Here is a 21,465-nt window from a genome sequence, read left to right on the forward strand (position 1 = left end):
CTGTTTCCGGTTATCCACAACATGAAAAGGATTTTCCCATGTCCTCTCGTGTCTTTCACATACTGGCGCAAAAAGGCAGTACGGTCATTACCGTCCGGGCAGATGACCCCATACTGGGTGTCGCCACCATATTGGCGCAGCATAATATCGGCGGTGCGCCCGTTCTTGGCCCTGATGAACAGCTGGTCGGTCTTGTATCGGAAAAGGGCATTGTCCATGCGCTATCCCAACGCGGTGCGGACATAGCCACCCTGACAGCCAGGGATATCATGACAAAGGATATGCCGACCGCAACACCCGATGACAGTATTTATGATATTGCCTGCCGCATGACATATTCCCGCAACCGGCATGTACCCGTGCTGGAAAACGGAAAACTGGCGGGGCTGGTCAGTATTGGGGATATTGTCAAGCTGCGTGCCGAAAATGCGGAACAGGAAGCGCGTGAACTGCAGGACTATGTAACAGGTAGCGACCATGGGGCCGTCCAGCCCCCCAACGATCCGCCCCCCGTGCAATGCGGGGATAAGAAAAGCTGATCTTTCCTGTTTGCACGGACAATATAAAGCCACCTTACCCCTGCGACGGGTCATGCATTCCATACATGACATGCCGGGGCCTGCACGCTTCCGCCCATATCGGATGACACTGCTGTTCCTGTTGCCATGAATGGCGGTCAATGAACCCGGCTTGCAACGGTTTTGCGCCGGTCAGGAAGTAATCATGCCATTCCTGCTTCAAAAGCGGGAGCCGAGACCGCCGGGATATGACTGATATCTCCCGCTTATTTCCGGTGGGGCTCACCAGCGGGGAAATCACCGTCCAAGAAGGCTGGCCACAATGCCAGACTGGCGGTGGCTGTCAGTCATGACCTTGTGACGACGGATGCACACGGGCCGGATCCCGTTATCCTTCATGAGACGCCCAGCGCGACGTTCCCCGGCATCACGCCCGCCCTCCCCGAGTTCCATGACCGGACGCGGCCGTCCGCAGGAGCCGTTCGTATCTCTGGCGCCCTGTTCGTACAGCCTGGCATTCAGTGATTGATCAGATCACGGCTGCGCGCATGCGCCGCTCTCTGGCCAATCTGGCGCATCTGCGCACGCAGTCCCTTTTTGCCGGGAGCAGGCTCGGCCGCGTGGTGGCTGCCACGATGGAAGTCGGGATTGAAGGCAAGCCAGTTCATGTCCTGCTCCACCACCTGCATCGCCTGCTCCACTGCCCGAGGAACGGACGGGTCATCAGCCATCTGCCACGCGGGATGTTCGTGCCCGATCACCACATGCACATCGACTTCCGCCTCATGACCATATTCATCACGACCGACAAGGGTCAGGTCGATGGAACCGGTGGCGTCATCCGGCGCGGTCATGGAAAAGCAACGGCGATCCGCATCGAACGAGACCCAGTCAGGCAGCGGCGCGCCACCGGCCTGGCGTGCCGTAATGGTCAGGTTGAGGTCCGTTCCATCCGAACTGATGAAGGCACCGGCGGGCACATCAACATCATAGTGCTGATTGGTCGTCACAAAGCGATAAAGCGACGTGCCGCGTATCCATGTCTGGTGCGCGACGCCAAAACCCCGCTGGAACTCATTCTCGAACGCATCCTCCACCGATGTCTTGAGCAGGTTGGATGAACTGAGATCATTGTTCAGGGTCGAACCGGAAAGGGCGGGATTACCCTCCTGCTGCGTCACGTTCGTATTCAGCATCACGGGGGACTGCGAGACGTGGCTGGTCTCATCCGCCATCAATGCCGAGACATCAACCACATGTGCCGCATTACCCGCCGCCAGCGTGCTGCCGGTTTCCACCAATGCGGCAGACAGCCCACCGGGCATGCCGGTAAAGCCGGTCACAGCGGCAAAATGCAGTTCCGCGCCGGCAGGCAGCACCAGGGCCGCCGTGGCGGAAACGGACGTGCCTACATCCTGCCAGGTCCTGCCACCATCGGTTGAATACTGCCATGTGCCCTGGGTGGTCGGGTTGGCTGTATTGCCCACAATGGCAATACCCTGAAGATGGTCGGCCACAGAACCATCGGGGTTGGAGGCGCTGCGCTGCTGATCGGTCTGATCCGAAAAGGTCGGCCCGAACAGACTGGCAACGCTATCGCCCTTCACGTCCTGCCTGCTGGTGTATTCGGATGGCAGGGTCGCGCTACCGCTTGCCACCGGTGCGTCATTGACCGGTATGACACCCGTCGTCACCCGCACGGATGTCGTATCCAGCGCGGTGCCGCCGCCGGTCTGGCTGACATCAACCCCTGTTGCAGCACCGGTTATGGCATTACCCGCCACAGCCTTGCCATCCGCACCGGTAAAGGCGGTAGCGGCCGTGTTATCGATCACCGTTGCCGTCAGCGCGATGTTCGACGGGTCACCGTTGAAGTTCGGCGCGGGCTGGAACCATACCTGCGCATCCTTGGGCAGCACCAGCGCATTGGTGGCGGAAAGACCGCCTGGAAGTGCCTGCGCCGCGCCACCGGCCACGGAATACATCCATGTACCCTCATTGGGCGGGGTTGCATCACCGGTAATGGCAACACCGCCCAACCCATTCGGGTCCGTCGAGGTAAACAGTTGCGAGACCGTCTCCTTCGTGCCGGTCTGGTCTTCCAGCCCCGGCGGAATGGCAACCGCCACATGGCTGTCCGGTGTAACCGTGACAGTCAGCGGCTGGCTGTTGGTGCTGACAGACCCGTTGGAGTGGTCATGCTGCATCTGGGTTATGTTCACGCCCGTCAGGGCCGTGGCAGTCCCATCAAGCGCCTGCCCGGTCACACTGGTGGCGATACCGTTGCTGGTGCCGGTTATCGGCACGTCGGTCGAGGTCTCGACAACCTTCGTGGTCAGGCTGCCCGGTGTGCCGGTAAAGTTCGGCACGGGATCAAAGCGCAATTTAGCCTGATCGCCCAGCACCAGGGCATTGCTGCCCGACACGTCGGCGGGCACGGCTGTCCATGTCCTGCCGCCATCGGTCGAATACTGCCACGTACCTTCGGTTGCGGGGTTGGCCGTATTGCCGGTAATGGCCACGCCGCCCAGATGGTCGGCGGTGGAACCGGTGGGGTCGGCCGTGCCCTGCTGGGCGTCGGACCCGTCCTGCACGGCATCGGAGTACAGGCCCGCAACCGTGGCGCCCGTATTGGCGCCGTCGGCACCGTTGGATGTCACGTCCGGCAGCGTATAGGGGCCAGCCGCCATGGCTGGCGGGTCATTGACCGGCGTGACCGCCGTGGACAGGTCAACCGTGCCGACGCTGAGTGCTGTCTGCCCGCCACGCATCGAGACATCGGCGCCCGCGACGGCCATCGTGCCGGAATCCAGCGCCGCACCGGTCAGCGGCGTGCCATCCGCCGTGGTCAGGGCCTGCCCGTTCGCCCCCACAAGGACCGGGCTGCCCGATGAGGCGCCCGAATTGTCAATCAGCACGACCTTGAGGTCATCACCACTGGCGGGCTGGCCGTTATAGTTGGCCGCGGGCGTAAACTGCAGCTGCGCGTCCCTGGAAAGCACAAGCGCATCCGTGGTCGAGACGGAAGCCGAAAGCGGCGTCCATGTCCTGCCGCCATCGGTCGAATATGACCAGGTACCTGCCGCCGTGGGCGTGTAGCCCACAACGGCCACGCCGGCCATGGTGTTGGCGGTGGAGCCATCGGGATTGGTGGCATTCTCCTGCTGGTCGGTCCGGTCCGAGAAATAACCGCCGAACAGCCCCTGCACCGTAGCCGACTGCGGCGTATCTTCCGTAACCTGCCACGAAGCGGGCTGGTCCCCCGTTACCGGTGCCGCATCCGGGTTGCTGTTATCGGCCACCACATTCGGGGCGTCATTCACGTTGTCATCCATCAGCGCAACGCTATCTGTGGCCGATGAATAGGCGGAACCCGGCGTGTTGATGCCCGTGCCCAGCCCCGCCACGGCGGGCAGCGCGGAAATGCTGCCATTGGCCGCACCATCAAACTGGTCCCACGCGCGGAAGGTCAGGGCATCATTGACCTTACCGTTCCAGTTCGGGTCTGTGGACTGGAAGTAGACCCGTGCCTGCCCGTTATCGATCAGGTGGAGGACATTGCCAGCGCCTACTCCGTTGCTCACGCCACTACCGGCAAATTCGGTCCATGTGCTGCCATTATCGGTGCTGTACCACCATGTGCCGTGTGTGGCGTCGGCACTGGTAATGGCGATGCCGGGCTGCGCTGTCGCACCCGCCACACCTTGGCCCGTCAGGCCCGCGCCATCGGGGTCAGTCACGTTGCCCGCGCCCCCCGTTGCCCCTGCATAGCCCACAAGCCGGGAAACCGCCGTACCCACAGCGCCCTGTGGCGGGGCTGAATCCTCCTGCGCATCATTCAGGGCAACCGGGACCGAGGGATCAAGGACCGGGGAGTCATTGACGGCGGTGACCGTAATCGTGCCGTTGGTGACGATGGGCGCACTCGTCCCGTTTTCATAGACCGATATGCTCACATTGCGCGAACCCGCGACGGGCGTATCGGAACTGTCGTAATATGTCAGGCTGGCCAGCGTACCCTGCCAGTCCCTGAGCGTGGTGGTGGCGCCCGCGGTCAAGGTCAGGGTGCCGGTTGCGCTGTCGCGGCTCGCGGTAATGCCGCCCGCCGTGGTGGCGGCCAGCACGTCCTCTGCCGTGGCGGAACCGATCTGTACCACCACCTGCCGGATCGATCCCGTACCCGTGCCCGATGCATCCTCTACCGAGATATGGGAACCCAGACTGATCTCGGCCGTCGTGGCGGGGGCATCATTGGGTTCGGTAAAGGTGGTGGCAAAGGTGGCGCCGCCAACACTTACCTGCGTGAACATGGGCGCGCTGGTCTGCACGCCCCCCGTACCCTGCGCGCCAGTAGTGGCCTGCTGGCCCGCAAGGTTGGTATTGCCATCGGAGAACGTGGCCCCCAGCGTGACGTCAAGCTGTGTTGCCGGATCACTCGCGGTGGGCGTGTAGGTATAGGTCAGGTCCTGCGCCAGTGTTGCGATGTTGGTCCTGGTGGCGTTTGCATTGAACGTGAACTGCAGCACGCCACCCGTTTCGGTATAGGTACCGATTGCGATGCCGCTCACGCTCACCTGTCCGCCCACCATGCTCACGTCGGTGCCCGCCGCGCCAAAGCTGTCCGTGGCCGAAGGGGCGGCCTTGCCATCAACATAACGCTGCACCGTCAGCATGGTACCGGCATAGGTGTAGGTGCCGCTTTCCTGTGTGGTCAGCGTATCGAGTTCGTGATCATCCACCGTTACGCCGCCATCGCCGAGTGCCGTGGCGGTGCCAGCGGTGGTGGCATGGGGCGTGGTGTCCTGCCAGCCTGCAATGGTGGGCGCGGTATCGGGCAGTTCATAGGCCAGGTCGGCATGGGTGGCACTTATGCCACTGGTTGAATCCGCATCGGGGCTGACAACGGTTGTGGCAGACGTTACCCCGCCATCATGGTTGTAGACCTCCGTCTCGCCGGCGGGCACGCCAGACGTTCCCCCCGTGGTGGGCACGTCAATTTCCGCCATGGATAGGGATGATGCAGGCGTGCCATAAACGGGCACCAGCGCCACATAGTCGCCTTTGTCATCGGTCTGGATGCCGGTCTGCACAAGGCCGGTGGCATAGGTGCCGTCCTGCCCGCGCGCGGTAACCATAACGTCTACGCCCTTCAGTGGGGTATCGATGGCGCTGTCATAGATACCGGGCGTGTTGCCCAGTGCCTGCCAGATCTGGCCTGACAGGGTACCCAGCCCCATCGTGACCGAGCGTTCATAGGTATCGGCTGGGTTGGTGCCCGTTGTGCCGTTCTGCCCGGCCGAGCCATCGCGGCTCTGTTCCGTTCCGCCCGCAGTGGCAGGCTGGGCACCGGCCAGCGATTCCCACGTCACACTGGTCGTGGTCTGCGCTAGCCCGGCCGTCAGGTCGGACAGCTTGACCGTATAGGTCACGGTCTCGCTGGCACCGGCGGCCAGCGTCAGGCCACTGGTGGTCACGCCGTCCGCATCCGCGCCCGCCACGCTGCCGCTGGCATTGATCCTGGTATCCACCGTGCCAGCACCCGTGGCCGCAACAGCGCCATCAACGGTTTCCTGCTTCGCCACCAGCGGGTCATTGAGGGCGACATCATAGGCCGTGGCATCGCCTGTATTGGTCAGGGTATCGGTAAAGGTGACGGTATCATCGGTGTAGTTGATCGCGGTGACAGCCTTGCCCAGCGTAACCGCGGGTTCCCTGACCGTTTCGCTTACGGTGGATGGGGACGTGGATATGGGTGTCGATGTGGAGGTTGGTGACGTACTGGCCGTCAGGCTCTCGCTGAAGGCGGCATTACCATCCTTGTTGGCCGTGGTATTGAGCACCGTGCCCGCCACCTGGATGATGGCATAGTTGGGAACGGGCGATGTATCATTGTTGGTGACGGTGCCGAGATTGATGGTGAGCACGGTCTGGCCGGAGGAATCCGTTGTCACGCCGGTTATGGCCGCACCGGTACCGTTAAGCGCGGCCTCCGCCGCAGCCGTAAGCGCGAAGGTCTTGCCGCCATCGTACATGGTCAGGGCCGGTGTCGTCCCCTCGGTGTACTGCTCGGCACTGCCAGGGCTGGTCGAGGTGATCTCCCCGTTCGGGCTGGCCAGCAGCAGGCGCAGCGATGTGGGGTCAAGCTGCACGTTGTCCGGCACCGTGAGGGTCAGCGTCACGGCCTGGTTCTGCCCTTCGGGGATCGAGACCTCGCCCTGCAGGGTGATCCGGTCGCCGGGCACGGTATCGGCCGCAGTAACGGGTGTTGTGGGGGAAATGCCGCTGGTGGTGGCGTTGCTCTCCCCCACGATGTCGAGCACGGACGTGAAATTGCCAACCGCGGGCGCATCGCTGACCGTGCCCTTGAACGCTTCAGGCACGTCCTGCGGTGTCACCGGCGCACCCCCCGATCCGGACGAACTGCCCGATGGCGGCATGAATTCGTTGCTCTTGGGCGCCGAATGCCAGGTATAGTCATCCGTTACCGCAAGCTTCGTGCCGGCCGGCAGGTCGGAGGCCACCGTGCCGGTAATGGTGTAGGTGACCGGTGCATCCGTGGGGGCGAGAGCGGCAAGCTGCGACAGGGCGACGGATGTCTGGCCAGCGGCCACGGTGATGGTCTGCCCCCCGCCCGTGATGGTAACGCCCGTCAGGTCCGACGGCAGCGTAATGGCATGATCGATGTCATAGGCCGTGACATCACCGTTGTTGCTCAGCTTCAGGGTATAAGTGACCTGCTGGCCGCTGTACAGCGCCTGGCCATTCGTATCATCGGTAATGGTTTCGGTGAGGGAGGGCTTGCGCTCGGTTACGGTCACGTCGGCAGGGCCGGCCTGCTCGGCCACGGTGCTCGTGTTATCCGGCCCGTCAACGGTGGCCGTATCATCATGCACGCTATAGTTCAGCACCGCCGATGACGTGATCGTGGCGGCATTGGCCGGTGCATTGTTCTCACCATAATAGCCGTTATAGGCCAGCGTTATGGTGCCGGGGGCAGAACTGGAATTGGTGACCGTCTTGCCCAGGTCAAAGGTCAGGGTGGTGGTGCCATCGGCGTTCCTGACCGCCGTGGGCGCGGGCAGATGGCCGCTGGAATCGACGCCTGAGGCGCTCACGCCCGTCAGGGTGGCGGTAAAGCCCCCGGCATAGTCCATGCCCGCGGGCAGGGTTTCCACCACCGTCACATCACCCTCGCCATTGCTCAGCGTGCCTTCGGGCACGGTTACGGCAATGGTGGTGGTCCGCGTTTCACCACTGACAATGGTGCCGCTGGAGGTGGCTGTATCCACACCATCATTTTCCGGCAGGTTGGATGGGCCGATGGTCTTGCTGATGGTGGGCGCCTGCAGGGTGATGCTTGCCGGGTCGGTCAGGTCGGAGGCCTGCCCGCCGATGGGCACGTGATTGGTCACGAACCCGTCGCCCTGCGCCACTGCGCCGGCGCTGTTGCCAAAGTTCACCACCGTTGCACTGGCCACCAGGGTGTCGCCCAGGTTCTGGCCGGTGGGCAGGGCCAGGTCATAGGTAATCGTCAGGTCCTGCCCCCTGGCCAGAACCGGGTCGGTGGCCGATGTGGCCGGTATGGTCAGCCCGCCGGTGGTGAAATAGCTGCTGGCGGCGGTCGCGGCATCGGCCGCCGAAGAATAGACCACCGTGCCATCGGGGCGCGTGATCTGGAAATTCTTCACATCCGCCGTAGAGAACCCGGTAGGCAGGGTGCCCGATACCGTCAGGTCATACATGCCGGCCGAGCCGGTATTTTCCACCGTGGAGGCGATGCGTACGGTATCGCCACCCTCGGCCCCCGTGGCATTGAGGTCATTGACCGCGCCAAGGCCGCTCACGCCATCGGCGGGAACCGATGTATAGGCGCCGCCACCCGATCCCGCCACGTTGAAGGTGGTGGTGGGGTCGGTGTCTGTTCCCTCTCCCGTTGCCTGGGGCGTGTAGGTAACGGATCTGTCAGCACTGGCGCCGTTCATCACCGACACCACGCCCGTCTTGATAACGGCCGCGGGCTCGCCAACGGTAACCGACTGCAGGGTGGACTGGGCCGTCTGGGTATCTTGCCCGTTGGTCAGGGTGGACTGCTCCTGGCTGGTCAGGCTCAGGCCATCGGCAAAGGGGCTTGATGTTGCCTTGAGGGTAAACAGCACGGCCACCTGCTTGCCGGCATCACTGGTGGCGAGCGTGTCGCTGTTGCCCATATCGAAGCTGATGCTGTTGGTCGCGGACTGCGTCGAGACCGTGATCCGGCTCGGATCGACACCGTTTGGCACGCTCACCACGCTGTAGGTGCCAGCCGCCTGCTGGGCCAGGTCCGTGCCGGTGGCAGCCGTGAACGCGGAATCACCGTTGCCCGTGGGGTTGCTCGTGTCATAGAGCGGCAGGGGCAGATAGGACGAGAGGTTCAGGTCAGTATAGGTGCCGGTCTGGAGGGTATAGGTTGCCTCGTAGGTCACGTTGTCACCCGCGTGGATGACAGGCGTATCCGTGCCATCAACGGCAACGCCATTGATGGCCACGACCTTCAGCCCCGTCGTGCCCTCGGGCACGGAAAGCGTGCTGCCTGAACCATCCTGCACCTGCGAGGTCGTGCCATCGGGGCCTGTTGCCTGCGCGCTGACACTGACCTGACTGCCGATCGTATCGCCTTCGGTCACCGGGGTGTTGGTGGCGGTATAATTATCGAGCACCGTGCTGGCATAGCTGATCGTGTCCTGCCTGCCTTTACCCATGGCTGGCAGGTTGTTATCGGCCAGATACTGGGCAATGTTCATTTTCACCACGGTCTGCCCGTTCTCGCCCGGCGTGGCCGACCAGTAGGCGCTGCCCAGCTGCACGGTACGGGACGTGCCGGTGGCATCGGTATAGGTAAAGGTGGGGTTCGTACCCGGCTGCAGGGCCTGCCCATCACTCAGCGTGGTGGTGACCACCATGCCTGTGCTGGAATAGTAATCCGAATTCTCGATATGGATGTCATGCGTGATGGTATCGCCGGGCATGACCTGCCCGGCGGGCAGGCCGGTGGCACTGCCATCCGCATTCGTGATCGTATCCGTCTCCTGCACCGCGAAGGCCTTGGCCTGGAACGTGGTGGGCGATGTGTCCACCGTCTGGTCCAGCGCAACGGCCGTGGCTGTCTGCCCTTCCGCCACGGGCGGGGTCCAGGTGCCGGCATAGGATATGGTGGCGCCCGGAATGGTGGTGGGCGATGTCGTGCCGCCAGAGGCATTGAGAATCGAATTTCCCGCTGCATCCGTCTGGCCCACATAGACCGGAATATCAATCCTGTAGGGCGCACTTGCGCTGTAGGCCACGCTATCGAGCGTAATCTTGACCGACCCGCCTTCCTTTGAGCCGTCGGCGGGCGGCACATAGGTGGCCGTGCCGCTGATGGTCGAGCCATCGGCCCCGGTCAGGGTAATGGGGCTGTTGTTGTAATTGACGCTGTCAGGCAGGGTGACATTCAGCGTCATGTTCTTGATGGCGTTGCCCTGCGTCACTTCGGCGGGGGTGACGGTCACCTCGTAGGTGGCGGGATAATCCGGGCCGGTGGGCACCTCATCCTCGCCACGCGGCGCGGTAAGGATACCGGCGGTCACCTGCACGAGATTCTGGTCAACGGTATTGGTGACGGCAGCCCCCTGGATGGTCGGGTCGGTGCCGGGATCGTTGAGCGCATCGGCGCCATACTGGTAGCCACCGGCCACAGCAATGGTAACGGGGTCGCCCGCGCCCGTGGGCGTCTTGACGGATTCGGTCGTGTTATTGGCAAACTCCGCCGTCAGCGCAAGGGTCGGCTGCTTTGGCGTGTAACTGCCAAACGGCAGGGAAACCACGTACATGGTATCGCCCGCCTGGAAGCCCGCAGGTGCCTGCACGAACTGCGGCTTGCCATCCGTGCCGCTGCTGTACGGATTGTAGGCCCCGACCTTGCCGTCAACCTCGACAAGCGTGACCGCCTTGGTGGACAGGCTCTGGCCCAGATACTTGACGGAGGTAAGTGGGGTATCCTGCGTGGTGTTGGTCGGCGCAAATATCTCGACAAAGGGCGCGTAGCCCACCCCGGCCTGCGCGCTGTTGGAAAAGGTTATGGTCTGGGAAAAGGCATTGCCCAGCAGATTGCTGGTATCGGTGGGGCTGGCAATGGTGACTGTGGCCGTCGGGCTGTCGAGTACGCTGTCATAACCGGCCTCGGCCGCGGCAGAGAACGGCGTGTCCACCGCATTGCCGTCCAGTCCTGCCGTGCGCTCCAGTGTCCAGTCCCCCCCCAGCACGCCAAGGCCCGTGGCATCGGTCGAGGCGGCAACGCCCGCGCCGGTCAGGATATGCAGGTCCTCGACCAGTGCCTGCCCGGCAGCACCCTGCCCCACGTCGCAGCCCCAGAACAGGATCTGCCCCTTCGCCCCCAGTGCATCGCCCCACTGCGCCACCTGCGTGCTGTCCGCCATGAGAGTGGCGGCATTGATGGTCGTGCTGCCAAGCGCGATCTGGCCTGCCTGTCCGTAGGTAAGGAAGCTGACACTGCTGAGGTCGTGCTGGTGCGACAGCACGCGCGAGACGACGGACATGCCATCACGCGTATTGTCCACCACAACCACGCCCACGTTATCGCCCAGCGAGGCCGTGAGTTCGCGCCAGTCGCTGACCCGGGAATCTACAAAAACGATATCGGTAAAACTGTCTTTTTTTCCACCATCGCGCTCATGCATCGCCCGATTGACACCAGAGGTTGCGGGCAGATCGGGCAAGGCGCCGACAGCTTCATCCACAACAGGCGCATCATGGGCATTTTCCCCCTGATGGTCGTGATGCCTGTCCGTCCCGTGGTAATGGGAAACATGCGCCACACTGCCATCAAAAAGATATCTCTGCTCAAGAATCAGACGCATGGAAAATCCGTTTTTATCAACATTTTGCGCAGAAATACCAGATCATGGAGTCCATATGGCTTCCATGACCTGCATCATGACCACGCCACATGCCACCAGGGCTGCGCATTCCATTCCTGATTTTCATCTACATTTTTTTTCCGCGTGTTACAACGAATGAAGTTGACATGAATATGGCAGCACCATAATTACCATGCGGAAGTTGGTTATCGTGCTCTGTATAATGGAAATTCAGACGGGCAGTTCCGGGTTGATCCCATTTATATTGAGTTAATTTACAGACCTGCATCCATCTCTTGGATTGTTTCTTGCCAGCCTGAACATAACCTGGAAATTCATGGTAAATCCTGTGACGCATCCGCTTACCCGTGGCACAGTACGTCTGACTGCCTCCTGCGCCGCGCTTTCCGCAATCATGCTTCTGGCAGGGTGCGGCATGCGGCCCAAGCCCATGCCTCTGGCGGATCATATAAAACGTGCCGATGCGGATCACGCGACAATCGAAGCACGTTACCTGCCGCTGGACGGTGACCTGACACTGGGCACCGCCATCGCGCGCGCGCTCAAGTTCAACTATGACTCACAGGTCGCCAAGCTTGAGATCAACCAGCAGGAAAAGCAGCTCGATCTGGCCCTGATGCAGATGCTGCCGCACCTTGCGGCCGATGCGGGCTATACCGACAGAAGCAACAACAATGCTGCTGAAAGTATTGACGAATTCAGCAACCAGCGCTCACTGGATTATTCCTATTCCGAAATGCCCAGCCATGGCAGCGGGGATATCAGCTTTTCGTGGAACGCGATGGATGCGGGGATCAGCTATTTCTCCGCCCGCCAGCAGGCCTTCCGCGCGCTGATTGCCGTCGAACGCCGCAGGCGTGCCATCAATGACCTGGTCAAGGCCGTAACCACAAATTACTGGGAAGCCGCTGCAGCCCAGGTCATGCTGCCCCGTCTCGACCCCATCATTCATGATGCGGAAACCATGCTGGCTGCATCTCAGGATGCGGGTAACGCGCACCTGCAGTCCCCCCTCACGCTGCTTGATTACCAGCAGAACATCATCCAGATCCTGGGTGAGATGCGGCGCATAAAGGATGAACTGGTCGGCGCACAGATCCAGCTCGCCTCCCTCATCAACGTGCCGCAGGATGAAAAGCTCAATCTCGCCACCCACCCGCAGGATGTGCAGCCACTGGGTAACCTGGACATTCCCACGCTGGAACGCATGGGGCTGGTCATGCGCCCCGAACTGCGCATGGAAGTATACCAGCAGAAGGTTGACCGGCAGGATGTCTACAAGGAAATCCTGAAGATGATGCCCGGTATCGGTGCCATCGGGAACGGCAACTTTGATTCAAATGCCCTGCTCTACCACCATATATGGGGCCAGATCGGGGTCCGGGCGACCGTCAACCTGATCAACATGATCCAGGGGCCGCGCGCCATCGCTGTGGCCCGGGGCAATGTCAAACTCTCCGAAATGCGTCGCCTTGCGCTGAGTGTCGCCATCCTGGCCCAGATCAACCTGAGCGCGCAGAAATACGTCACGGCTGTGGATTTCCTCAAATCCTCGCGGCAGATCAATGATGTCAGCCTGCAGATGGAGCAGCTTGCCATCTCCGCCTCTGCTGCAGGGGCACAATCCGAGGCCAATCGCGTGCGCCACCAGATGGCGGCCCTGCTGGGCCAGCTTGAATACAGCCGCAGCCTTGCGCATACCCATCAGGCGCTGGCCAACCTGTATGCCTCCATCGGTGTGGACCTTGTGCCCGCCAACGCCGATATTCAGGATCTCAAACACCTGACGGCGCAGGTCGAGCATTCCATTGCCCTGTGGGAAAACGGCCGCCTGCCTGACCTGACGCTGCCTGATAATGTCAAGAAACCGGATGCAGGCAGCAGCACGGTGCCCGTCGCGGTACCGGTGCAGCAGGCACCGCCGCCTGCCACCCCCGTTGCGCAGACGGATACGGCGCAGCCTGCCCCCGCACCCGGCTGATCTGCCAGCTTTTAACTTATTATTGAAAAGTAATGTTATAAAGCCACATCGCCCCAGGCGGTACTGGCGCCTTTTATTCTGGAAGGCCGGTTGTATATATGCGTATGTATCTGTTCGTCTCCGCACTGGCGCTTGCGCTTATGCCCGGCAGGGTCCTGGCCCAGACCGCAAGACCGGTGCCACCCGCTGACATGATACCGGCCGCCACGGCATCAGCCCCCCTGCCGCAGCCTGATATCACCACCTCGCCAGAGCCGGACAGCACGGCGGTCCATGCCCCCAGCGTACAGGTAACCGCACCCATGAGTGCGCAGATCAGCGCCAGCATGTCGGGGCAGCTTGAAAAATTTCCTTTCCGCGACGGTGACCATTTTCACAAGGGCGACATTCTGGCCGAATTCCGGTGTGGTCAGCAGAAGGCAACCCTGGCCCACGCCCATGCCGAATATATCAAGCGCCGTGGCCTGCTGGATGTACAGAACAAGATGAAGGCGCTGGGCCAATGGAGCGTATCGGACCTGCGCTCGGCCGCGGCCGATGAACGCGCGGCGAATGCTGACCTGGAAATGGCCAGCGCCGTTGTGGCCCAGTGCGTGATCGAGGCCCCGTTTGACGGACGTGTTTCAAATACAATGGTACATAACTACCAGTACCTTTCAGCAGGAACACCCATGCTGGAAATACTGGATGATACCTCACTTGAACTGTCCATGATTGTCTCGTCCATGGAACTGCGCCACCTGCAGCCCGGCACACCGTTCAAGGTCCATATACTGGAAACGGATACCACCTATCCCGCAGCCGTCAGCCGCATTTCGGGCAAGGTGGACCCCGTCAGCAAGACCATCAAGGTATATGGAAAACTTACCCATCCCGCCCCTGACCTGCTGCCGGGCATGACAGGAGAAGCCCAGTTTGGTCAATGAGGGCGGATGGCTGACGGATCATGACCTCCTCTCCCCCGCCTGATCCCGCACGCATGCAGCAGGGGCGGCAGGCCGCATTACTGCGGCTGTCAGCCCTTGTGCATCTGTGCGAACGCCTGCGGACCTGCCCGCCCGATGAACTGGATTTCGTGCTGGTCAACGAGAGCCATAATCTCCTTCCCTACCAGCAGGCTGCCCTTTACCGCACGGACAGGCCAGGGATTGCAGCCGTATCCGGTACGGCGGTGTTCGATGCAGCCGCCCCCTATGTGCGCTGGCTGGGCCGGGTGTTCGACAGCATCACGCCGCAGGCGGAGGCCAGGGTACTTGATGTCGCAACCCTGCCTGCGGCACTGCGCAGTGAATGGGCGCAATGGATGGCTCCTCATGCCGTGCTCATTCCGCTGATCGGGCGGCATGGCGACGTGGGTACGCTGCTTGTTGCGCGAGCGGATGCGTGGACACAGCCCGACATCCAGGCCCTGGGCATGATTGGTGGCGAGTATGCGGAAAGTCGCCAGCTTATTGCCTCTCAACCACCCAGGCCACGCGATACACGGCTGCGCAGGCGCGTCGGTGCCGCACTGGTAGCCGCAGTGCTGGTGGCGTTCTACCCGGTCCATTCATGGGTTCTGGCCCCGGCCGAAGTCGTGCCGGTTGCCCCCACCTATGTGCGTGCGCCCTTTGCCGGCATTATCCACCAGCTTGATGTCGCCCCCAATACCGCCGTGCATGCCGGCACACCGGTGGCGGAACTGGAGCGGGCGCAGCTTGAAAGCCAGTACCAGGTTGCCCGCAAGGCGCTGGAAGTGGCGCGGACCCAATATGATGAAGCCATTCAGGCCGGCATGCTCGATGCCAGGGCCCGCGCTCAGGCTGGTGAACTCAAGGGCCGTATCGATGAGGAAGCGGCCCAGATGCGCTACCAGAGCGAACTGCTGCACCGCGCCACCCTGACCGCCCCGATAGACGGGCTGGCGCTTTACAACGATCCTTCGGAGTGGGTGGGCCGCCCGGTGGAAGCTGGCGAGCGTATTCTCATGGTCGCCCCTGCCCTATCCCGCCGGATCGAGATCCGCCTGCCCGCAACCGAGATCGCACATTTCGCCCCCGATGCGCGCGTGCGTTTTTTTGACAATGTGCACCCTGATCATCCGGCAGAAGGGCATCTGGTCTTTACCTCCTACGCAAGCACGCCCACCCCTGCGGGAACGCTGGCCTATACCCTGCGTGCCGATCTGAACGGCGACATCCGCCTTGGCCTGCGCGGCACCGCGCGCATCTATGGCCCACGGCACATGCTGGTGCTGTGGGCCCTGCGCAAACCACTGGGCATGGTACGGCAATGGCTTTCCTTCTAGCACTACAGTTGCATTTTATGATGAGTTCTGACTCTATGGCTCACCATGATTCAGGATTTCATGAATGGCGGGGCGTCAGTTGAAGAGACGCTGGAACTGTGGGCATCCGGGCTTCGGGCAGCAAAGAAGCGGATTGTACCGCTGTTTACGCAGAAGCGTGTTGCGGCTTCTGCGTGTGCCTTCCTTGATGTCCTGATTGGTAACGAACCGCGCAAGACAGGATGGATGCGTGCGGAAGCAGCAGGAGATCCTGGTCCGTGGCGGCAACAGGCGCTTCTGGGTCGCGGGCAATGGGATGCCGATGTCCTTCGTGATGTCGTCAGGGACCATGTGGTCGAGCATCTGGGCACTGAAGAGGGCGTACTGGTCATTGACGAGACCGGTTTTCTGAAGAAAGGCCAGGCCTCCTGCGGCGTGGGGCGGCAGTATACGGGTTCCGCCGGCAAGATCACGAACTGCCAGATCGGTGTGTTTGGCGCTTATGTTTCGGAACGGGGGCATGCCTTTATCGACCGCGCCCTGTATCTTCCAAAAGACTGGACATCAAAGCCTGAGCGCATGAAGCGGGTTCACGTTCCTGATGACGTAGTGTTTGCGACCAAACCGGCACTGGCATCGAAGATGATCGAGCGGTGTCTGGATGCTGGTGTGCCTTTCCGTTGGGTTGCTGCGGACAGCGTTTACGGCGTGGGCGACGTGGAACGCACGCTTCGCCGGGCAGGAATCGGATATGTCCTTGGGGTCAAGGGCAATCACTGGTTCGGATCATGGGCAATGGAACCGCTGATTGCCGGAGAGGCGAAAGATATTGCAGCAGGACTGCCAGACCAGGCCTGGCGTCGTCTGTCAGCGGGGCACGGCACAAAAGGTGAGCGGCTGTATGACTGGGCGTATCTTCCGCTTGCTGACCTGGATGCTGAAGAATTTGACTGCCCTATAGCCGGACCATGGACACGTGGCCTGCTGATCCGCCGGAACATCGCTGACGGGGACCTTGCCTATTTTACGACCTGGTGCCCGAAAGGGACAACCACGCAGGAACTGGTGAACGTCGAAGGGACGCGCTGGAGAATTGAAGAAGGGTTCGAGACTGCAAAAAACGAATTCGGTCTCGATCATAACGAAACCCGCTCCTGGCATGGATGGCATCGGCATGTCTCCCTGGTCATGCTGGCCTATGCCGTCATGGCCAGTGTCCGTTACCAGGCAAACTCACTGAAACCGAAAAAAACACCGCACAGGACACGACAGTCCTCGTCCGCTGGTCCATCCAGGAAATCAGGCGCCTCGTCGTAAAACTCTCACAACGCAGGTTACCCGTCGCTCACATTCTCAGATGGTCCGTCTTTCGACGAACACATCAGGCCAGTGCCATCCGCGCGCACTCTCGCCATAAAATGCAACTGTAGTGCTAGGTTTCGTGGACAAAGGTTGACAGTAACGTCCATGATTGATTCAAAGCTGCCTTTTGGAGGCGTTGTTGGGCGAGCGAATTGGGCTTTCGGACGAGGAATGGGCCATCATCGGGGCGCTGCTTCCGCCTGAGAGGGGTCGTGGCTGCCGTCCTGCGCAAGACAATCGTCTGTATTTCGAAGGCATGATGTGGATTGCCCGAACCGGATCGCAGTGGCGCCACCTGCCTGATGATTATGGCAAGTGGAACAGCGTGTTCCGACGCTACCGACGATGGGTGACGACAGGCGTGTTCGATGCGATGCTCGAAACCTTGGCTGAAATGGTCGAGCGGGATACCACTGCCGACATGATCGACAGCACGGTGGTCCGGGCACATCATTGTGCTATCGGTATAAAAAAGGGACACAGGAAACCGAGGCGCTTGGCCGATCGCGCGGTGGTTTCACCACCAAACTGCACGCCCGATGCGACGCCAGGGGACGCCCTCTCGGTTTTGTCCTGACGCCGGGACAGACCCACGATATTCAGGGTTTCGGCCCGCTGTTCCGCATGATCGCTGACAAGATCGAGGCGTTACTGGCAGACAAAGGTTACGATGCCGACCTCATTCGCGAGGAACTTGCCAAGGCCGAAATCGAAGCCGTCATCCCGAGCAAAAGCAACCGTCGCAATCCTGTACCTCATGATAAAACCAAATATCGCTGGCGCAATCTCGTCGAGCGCCTGTTCAACAAACTCAAGAACTGGCGACGCGTTGCCACCCGATATGACAAAACCAAGGAATCATATCTTGGCTTCGTCAGTCTCGTGTCAGCACTCCAGTGGATACCCTTTGTCCACGAAACCTAGCTGGCCCGCAGGGCGGCGCATGAACGCATCTCCCCCCTGGCCTGCCCTTCGTGATGACCTGGAACTGTTACGGGGCCCCGTTGTAACCGGCGCGCCGACATGGACACTCTATGACCCCACCCGCCACCGTTACGTGCGCCTTGGCAGCATGGAAATGGAAATGCTGCAGCGCTGGGACCTGGGCAACCCGGGCACGATTGCCCGCGTTGTGCGTGAACAGACCACGTTTGATGCGCAGCCCGCCGATGTCACGGCCTTTGCCGCCTTCCTGCGCCAGGCCGGGCTGACCACGGCCCAGACCAGCGCGGACAGTGCCCTGCTGGCCCGGCAGGCACGCAAGCCGCCATTGCTGTCATGGATCGTGCATCATTACCTGTTCCTGCGGGTACGGTTATGCAATCCCGATCCTGTTCTCAAACGCTGCGTGCCACTAACGAACTGGCTTTTTACCCGCCGGTTCTGTACCGGTCTTGTACTGGCGGTAGGACTGGCGGCTGTTCTGATCGTGCAGCAATGGAGCCTTTATGCTGCAGGGTTCGTGAATCTCATCACCCCGCAAGGCGCGATCGGGATTGCTCTGGCGCTGACATGCAGCAAGATGGTGCATGAACTGGGCCATGGTATCGCGGCACGGCATCTTGGCTGCCGGGTACCCGCAATGGGGGTTGCCTTTCTGGTCCTGTGCCCCGTTTTATGGACCGATACAACCGATGCGTGGCGGCTGGTACGTGCGCGCGACCGGCTGATTATTGACTGCGCTGGCATGGTGGCCGAAATCATACTGGCCACGCTGGCCACCATTGTCTGGAGCATCGTGCCCGACGGTCCGCTCCGTGATGGGCTGTTTACATTAAGCAGTTCGACATGGATCCTTACCCTGTCGGTCAATCTCAGCCCGCTGATGCGGTTTGACGGGTATTATATCCTGTCCGATCTTATAGGCATTCCCAACCTGCAGGAACGCGCATTTGCATGGACACGCTGGCGCACCCGCAAGTTCCTGTTTGGTATGGATACCCCTCCGCCCGAGGTCTTTCCCGCATATCGGGGGCTCATGCTGACCGGATACAGCATGGCAACATGGCTTTATCGTTTCTTCCTGTTCACCGGTATTGCACTGGTTGTCTATCATGCGGTCTTTCCCGCGCTGGGCGTGGTCCTGATGGGAATTGAAATCTGGTTCTTTGTTGCCCGCCCCATCATGGGGGAACTGGCGCAATGGGTACGGCAGGGCCTGCATGCACCCGGCAACCGCCGTGTACATGTTACGGGGGCCGCTTTTGCAATACTGCTTGCCCTCCTCGTACTGCCATGGAGTCACTCTGTTCGCGCACCTGCCATATTGCGGGCGGAGGGGCAGAGCATGCTTTATACACAGGATCCGGGTCAGGTGGTGCACCTGCTCCCGACAGGCAGCATGGTACGGGCGGGCGAGACCGTGGCCGAATTGCGCTCCCCCCAGCTTGACCATGATCGTGCCGTGTCAGTTGCACGGCTGGCGACACTGGAGGCCACGCTGTCAGAACGGATGTTTGGCACGGAAGATACGGCCTCGCTTGATGATACGCGCGACAGGATCGAGCAGGAAACAGCCGAATGCCTGCGGGCTGAAGCCGCGATAAAACAACTGACCCTCACCGCTCCCTTTAGCGGCATGCTGGTGGATGTTCCACCGGATATTCATGTCGGTGATACATTGAAACAGCATGATTATATTGGATCAATCATAACAGAAGACCATGCCGCCATTGAGGCATACGTGCATGAAACGGACATCAGCTTCATACAGCCCGGAGCAAAGACCACTTTTATAGCAGACAGCCCCGGCACCATGAGAATAACGGGGCATGTACAGTCGATTTCGGTCGCATCCGTTCCTGAACTCGAAGCGGTGGAACAGGCATCCCTTTATGGTGGGCATATCAAGGCGCACCGGGACGAGACCAGCCACAGGATCGTGCCGGAAGAAGCGGTCTATCAAGTTATTATCCTGCCAGATGGGCCGCTGCCACCGGTCAGGCGGCGCATGAAGGGGATGGTCCGCATCCACGCCACCGCCACCAGCTTTGTGCAGCGGACCTATCGCAAGATTGTCTCGGTCTTTATGGGAGAAGCTGGCCTGTAACAGAAATGCGAAGCATCTCTTTCTGTCATGAAAAAGGATCTGGCCATCCGTGCCCTGGATATGGCGGTGCGGCTGCGTGACCCGACGCCCGGCTGCATTTTCCCCTCCGATCATGGCTGCCAGTATAGCTCCCGTGATTTCCAGAAAAAGCTGCTGGCCCATGGATTGCTGGCTTCAATGTCCGGAAAGGGAAACTGTTTTGACGACGCTGCTGTCGAAACATTTTTCAAAAGCCTGAAGGCGGATGTAGCGCGCCGATAGGTTTGGAACTGCGGGACACGAGATGAAACCCCGTTTGAGGGGTTCCACCTTCCTGTCAAGAGACCACCAAGGCCCCTCTCATAGGCTAATTAGAGATCAGAACTTCACCACGCGGGCCACGTGCGTGCGCCTCTCTGCTGAGCGAATAGGACACGCCAACGGTCTCAATATCGAACCCACCGAACATCTGACGCACTTCGGGCGTATCGTTCAGTGACATGATGAACCTGCCCTGCAGTCTCGTCAGGCCATCCAGCAGCGCATGGAAGTCCTCACGCCGGAACGGTGCGCCATAATCGTCCTCGCAGTTCCAGTAGGGCGGATCGAGATAGAACAGCGCATCCACCCGGTCATACCGCCTCAGTACATCGGCAAATGGCAGACACTCGATTGTCACACGGCTAAGGCGGGCATGGATATCGGCCAGGACAGGCTCCAGCGTATGCACGTCAAACCGGGCGGGACGCAATGATACCCCAAAGTTCCGGCCATTGACCTTCCCGCCAAAAGCCAGACGCTGCAGGTAGAGAAACCGCACGGCGCGTTCCAGATCGGTCAGGCTGCATGCCTCGGCAGCTTTCAGCCGCTCGAACTCATCACGGCTGGTCACCTGCCAGCGCAGCATATCCATCAACGGAACATAATGGCGCTGGAGGATACGAAAGAGATTCGCCACGTCCCGGCTGTAGTCGTTGATCACCTCGACATCGGCCCTGAAGGGTCGCTTGAGGAACACACCTCCCATGCCCACAAAAGGCTCGACATAAATAGGGTGCTCAATGCTCCCAATGCGCGCGACGAGTCGACGGGCAAGATTGCGTTTTCCACCGATATAGGGGGCTGCCGGTTTTACAGGCCGACAGGCTTCAAGTCTGGACTCCATTGATAACAGTCACCGATATAGCCCTCGCCGCTGCAGCGGTGGCGGGGCGGTTTATCCGTGCGTGCTTCCGGCACGCGGTTCAGGTGCGTCAACACCTGCAACCCCCGCCGTCTCGACCGTGTCCGGCGACGTGGCGGGAATAGGATATGGCGGCAGCGGCTCAAACTGCCGTGGCGGCCGTCCTTCGCTGGCATCCAGTTCATGCACCAGCAGCCGGGCCGCGATAGCT

General features: G+C 61.0%; 8 protein-coding genes and 2 pseudogenes. 8 read left to right on the forward strand and 2 right to left on the reverse strand.

Annotation, left to right across the window (positions count from 1 at the left end):
• Window positions 1-38: 38 nt before the first annotated feature.
• Complete coding sequence (locus LDL32_RS07825; RefSeq protein WP_233065816.1) at window positions 39-539, forward strand: CBS domain-containing protein; 501 nt, start codon at window positions 39-41, stop codon at window positions 537-539.
• 497 nt (window positions 540-1,036) lie between these two features.
• On the opposite strand, the gene LDL32_RS07830 is transcribed toward LDL32_RS07825, so the two are convergent.
• On the reverse strand, window positions 1,037-11,413 hold the full coding sequence (locus LDL32_RS07830; RefSeq protein WP_233065818.1) for a DUF4347 domain-containing protein: 10,377 nt from the start codon (window positions 11,411-11,413) through the stop codon (window positions 1,037-1,039).
• A 436-nt stretch (window positions 11,414-11,849) separates the two neighbouring features.
• On the opposite strand from LDL32_RS07830, the gene LDL32_RS07835 reads away from it, so the two are divergent.
• From LDL32_RS07835 to LDL32_RS07865, 7 genes and pseudogenes are all read left to right on the forward strand, one after another.
• The gene (locus LDL32_RS07835; protein ID WP_233065821.1) at window positions 11,850-13,415 is read left to right on the forward strand and encodes a TolC family protein; all 1,566 of its coding nucleotides are present in this window, start codon (window positions 11,850-11,852) and stop codon (window positions 13,413-13,415) included.
• A 98-nt stretch (window positions 13,416-13,513) separates the two neighbouring features.
• Window positions 13,514-14,341, forward strand: a complete 828-nt coding sequence (locus LDL32_RS07840; RefSeq protein ID WP_233065823.1) for an efflux RND transporter periplasmic adaptor subunit — start codon at window positions 13,514-13,516, stop codon at window positions 14,339-14,341.
• 20 nt (window positions 14,342-14,361) lie between these two features.
• Complete coding sequence (locus LDL32_RS07845) at window positions 14,362-15,702, forward strand: efflux RND transporter periplasmic adaptor subunit (protein WP_233065826.1); 1,341 nt, start codon at window positions 14,362-14,364, stop codon at window positions 15,700-15,702.
• 45 nt (window positions 15,703-15,747) lie between these two features.
• Complete coding sequence (locus LDL32_RS07850) at window positions 15,748-16,998, forward strand: IS701 family transposase (protein ID WP_233065037.1); 1,251 nt, start codon at window positions 15,748-15,750, stop codon at window positions 16,996-16,998.
• A gap of 165 nt (window positions 16,999-17,163) precedes the next feature.
• Window positions 17,164-17,964 (forward strand): annotated as a pseudogene (locus LDL32_RS07855) (IS5 family transposase); the annotation flags it as partial.
• Between the two features lie 22 nt (window positions 17,965-17,986).
• Complete coding sequence (locus LDL32_RS07860) at window positions 17,987-20,092, forward strand: HlyD family efflux transporter periplasmic adaptor subunit (protein WP_233065829.1); 2,106 nt, start codon at window positions 17,987-17,989, stop codon at window positions 20,090-20,092.
• Between the two features lie 27 nt (window positions 20,093-20,119).
• Window positions 20,120-20,350 (forward strand): annotated as a pseudogene (locus LDL32_RS07865) (IS3 family transposase); the annotation flags it as partial.
• An 88-nt stretch (window positions 20,351-20,438) separates the two neighbouring features.
• Here LDL32_RS07865 and LDL32_RS07870 read toward each other — a convergent pair.
• Window positions 20,439-21,236, reverse strand: a complete 798-nt coding sequence (locus LDL32_RS07870) for a DNA adenine methylase (RefSeq protein WP_233065831.1) — start codon at window positions 21,234-21,236, stop codon at window positions 20,439-20,441.
• Window positions 21,237-21,465: the final 229 nt, after the last annotated feature.

This window comes from Komagataeibacter sp. FNDCF1 (genome assembly GCF_021295335.1).
Classification (GTDB): Bacteria; Pseudomonadota; Alphaproteobacteria; order Acetobacterales; family Acetobacteraceae; genus Komagataeibacter.

Coding starts and splice junctions, on each gene's coding strand:
- LDL32_RS07825 (WP_233065816.1), top strand. CDS start 39: ATGTCCTCTCGTGTCTTTCACATACTGGCGCAAAAAGGCAGTACGGTC.
- LDL32_RS07830 (WP_233065818.1), bottom strand. CDS start 11,413: ATGCGTCTGATTCTTGAGCAGAGATATCTTTTTGATGGCAGTGTGGCG.
- LDL32_RS07835 (WP_233065821.1), top strand. CDS start 11,850: ATGCGGCCCAAGCCCATGCCTCTGGCGGATCATATAAAACGTGCCGAT.
- LDL32_RS07840 (WP_233065823.1), top strand. CDS start 13,514: ATGCGTATGTATCTGTTCGTCTCCGCACTGGCGCTTGCGCTTATGCCC.
- LDL32_RS07845 (WP_233065826.1), top strand. CDS start 14,362: ATGACCTCCTCTCCCCCGCCTGATCCCGCACGCATGCAGCAGGGGCGG.
- LDL32_RS07850 (WP_233065037.1), top strand. CDS start 15,748: ATGATTCAGGATTTCATGAATGGCGGGGCGTCAGTTGAAGAGACGCTG.
- LDL32_RS07860 (WP_233065829.1), top strand. CDS start 17,987: ATGAACGCATCTCCCCCCTGGCCTGCCCTTCGTGATGACCTGGAACTG.
- LDL32_RS07870 (WP_233065831.1), bottom strand. CDS start 21,236: ATGGAGTCCAGACTTGAAGCCTGTCGGCCTGTAAAACCGGCAGCCCCC.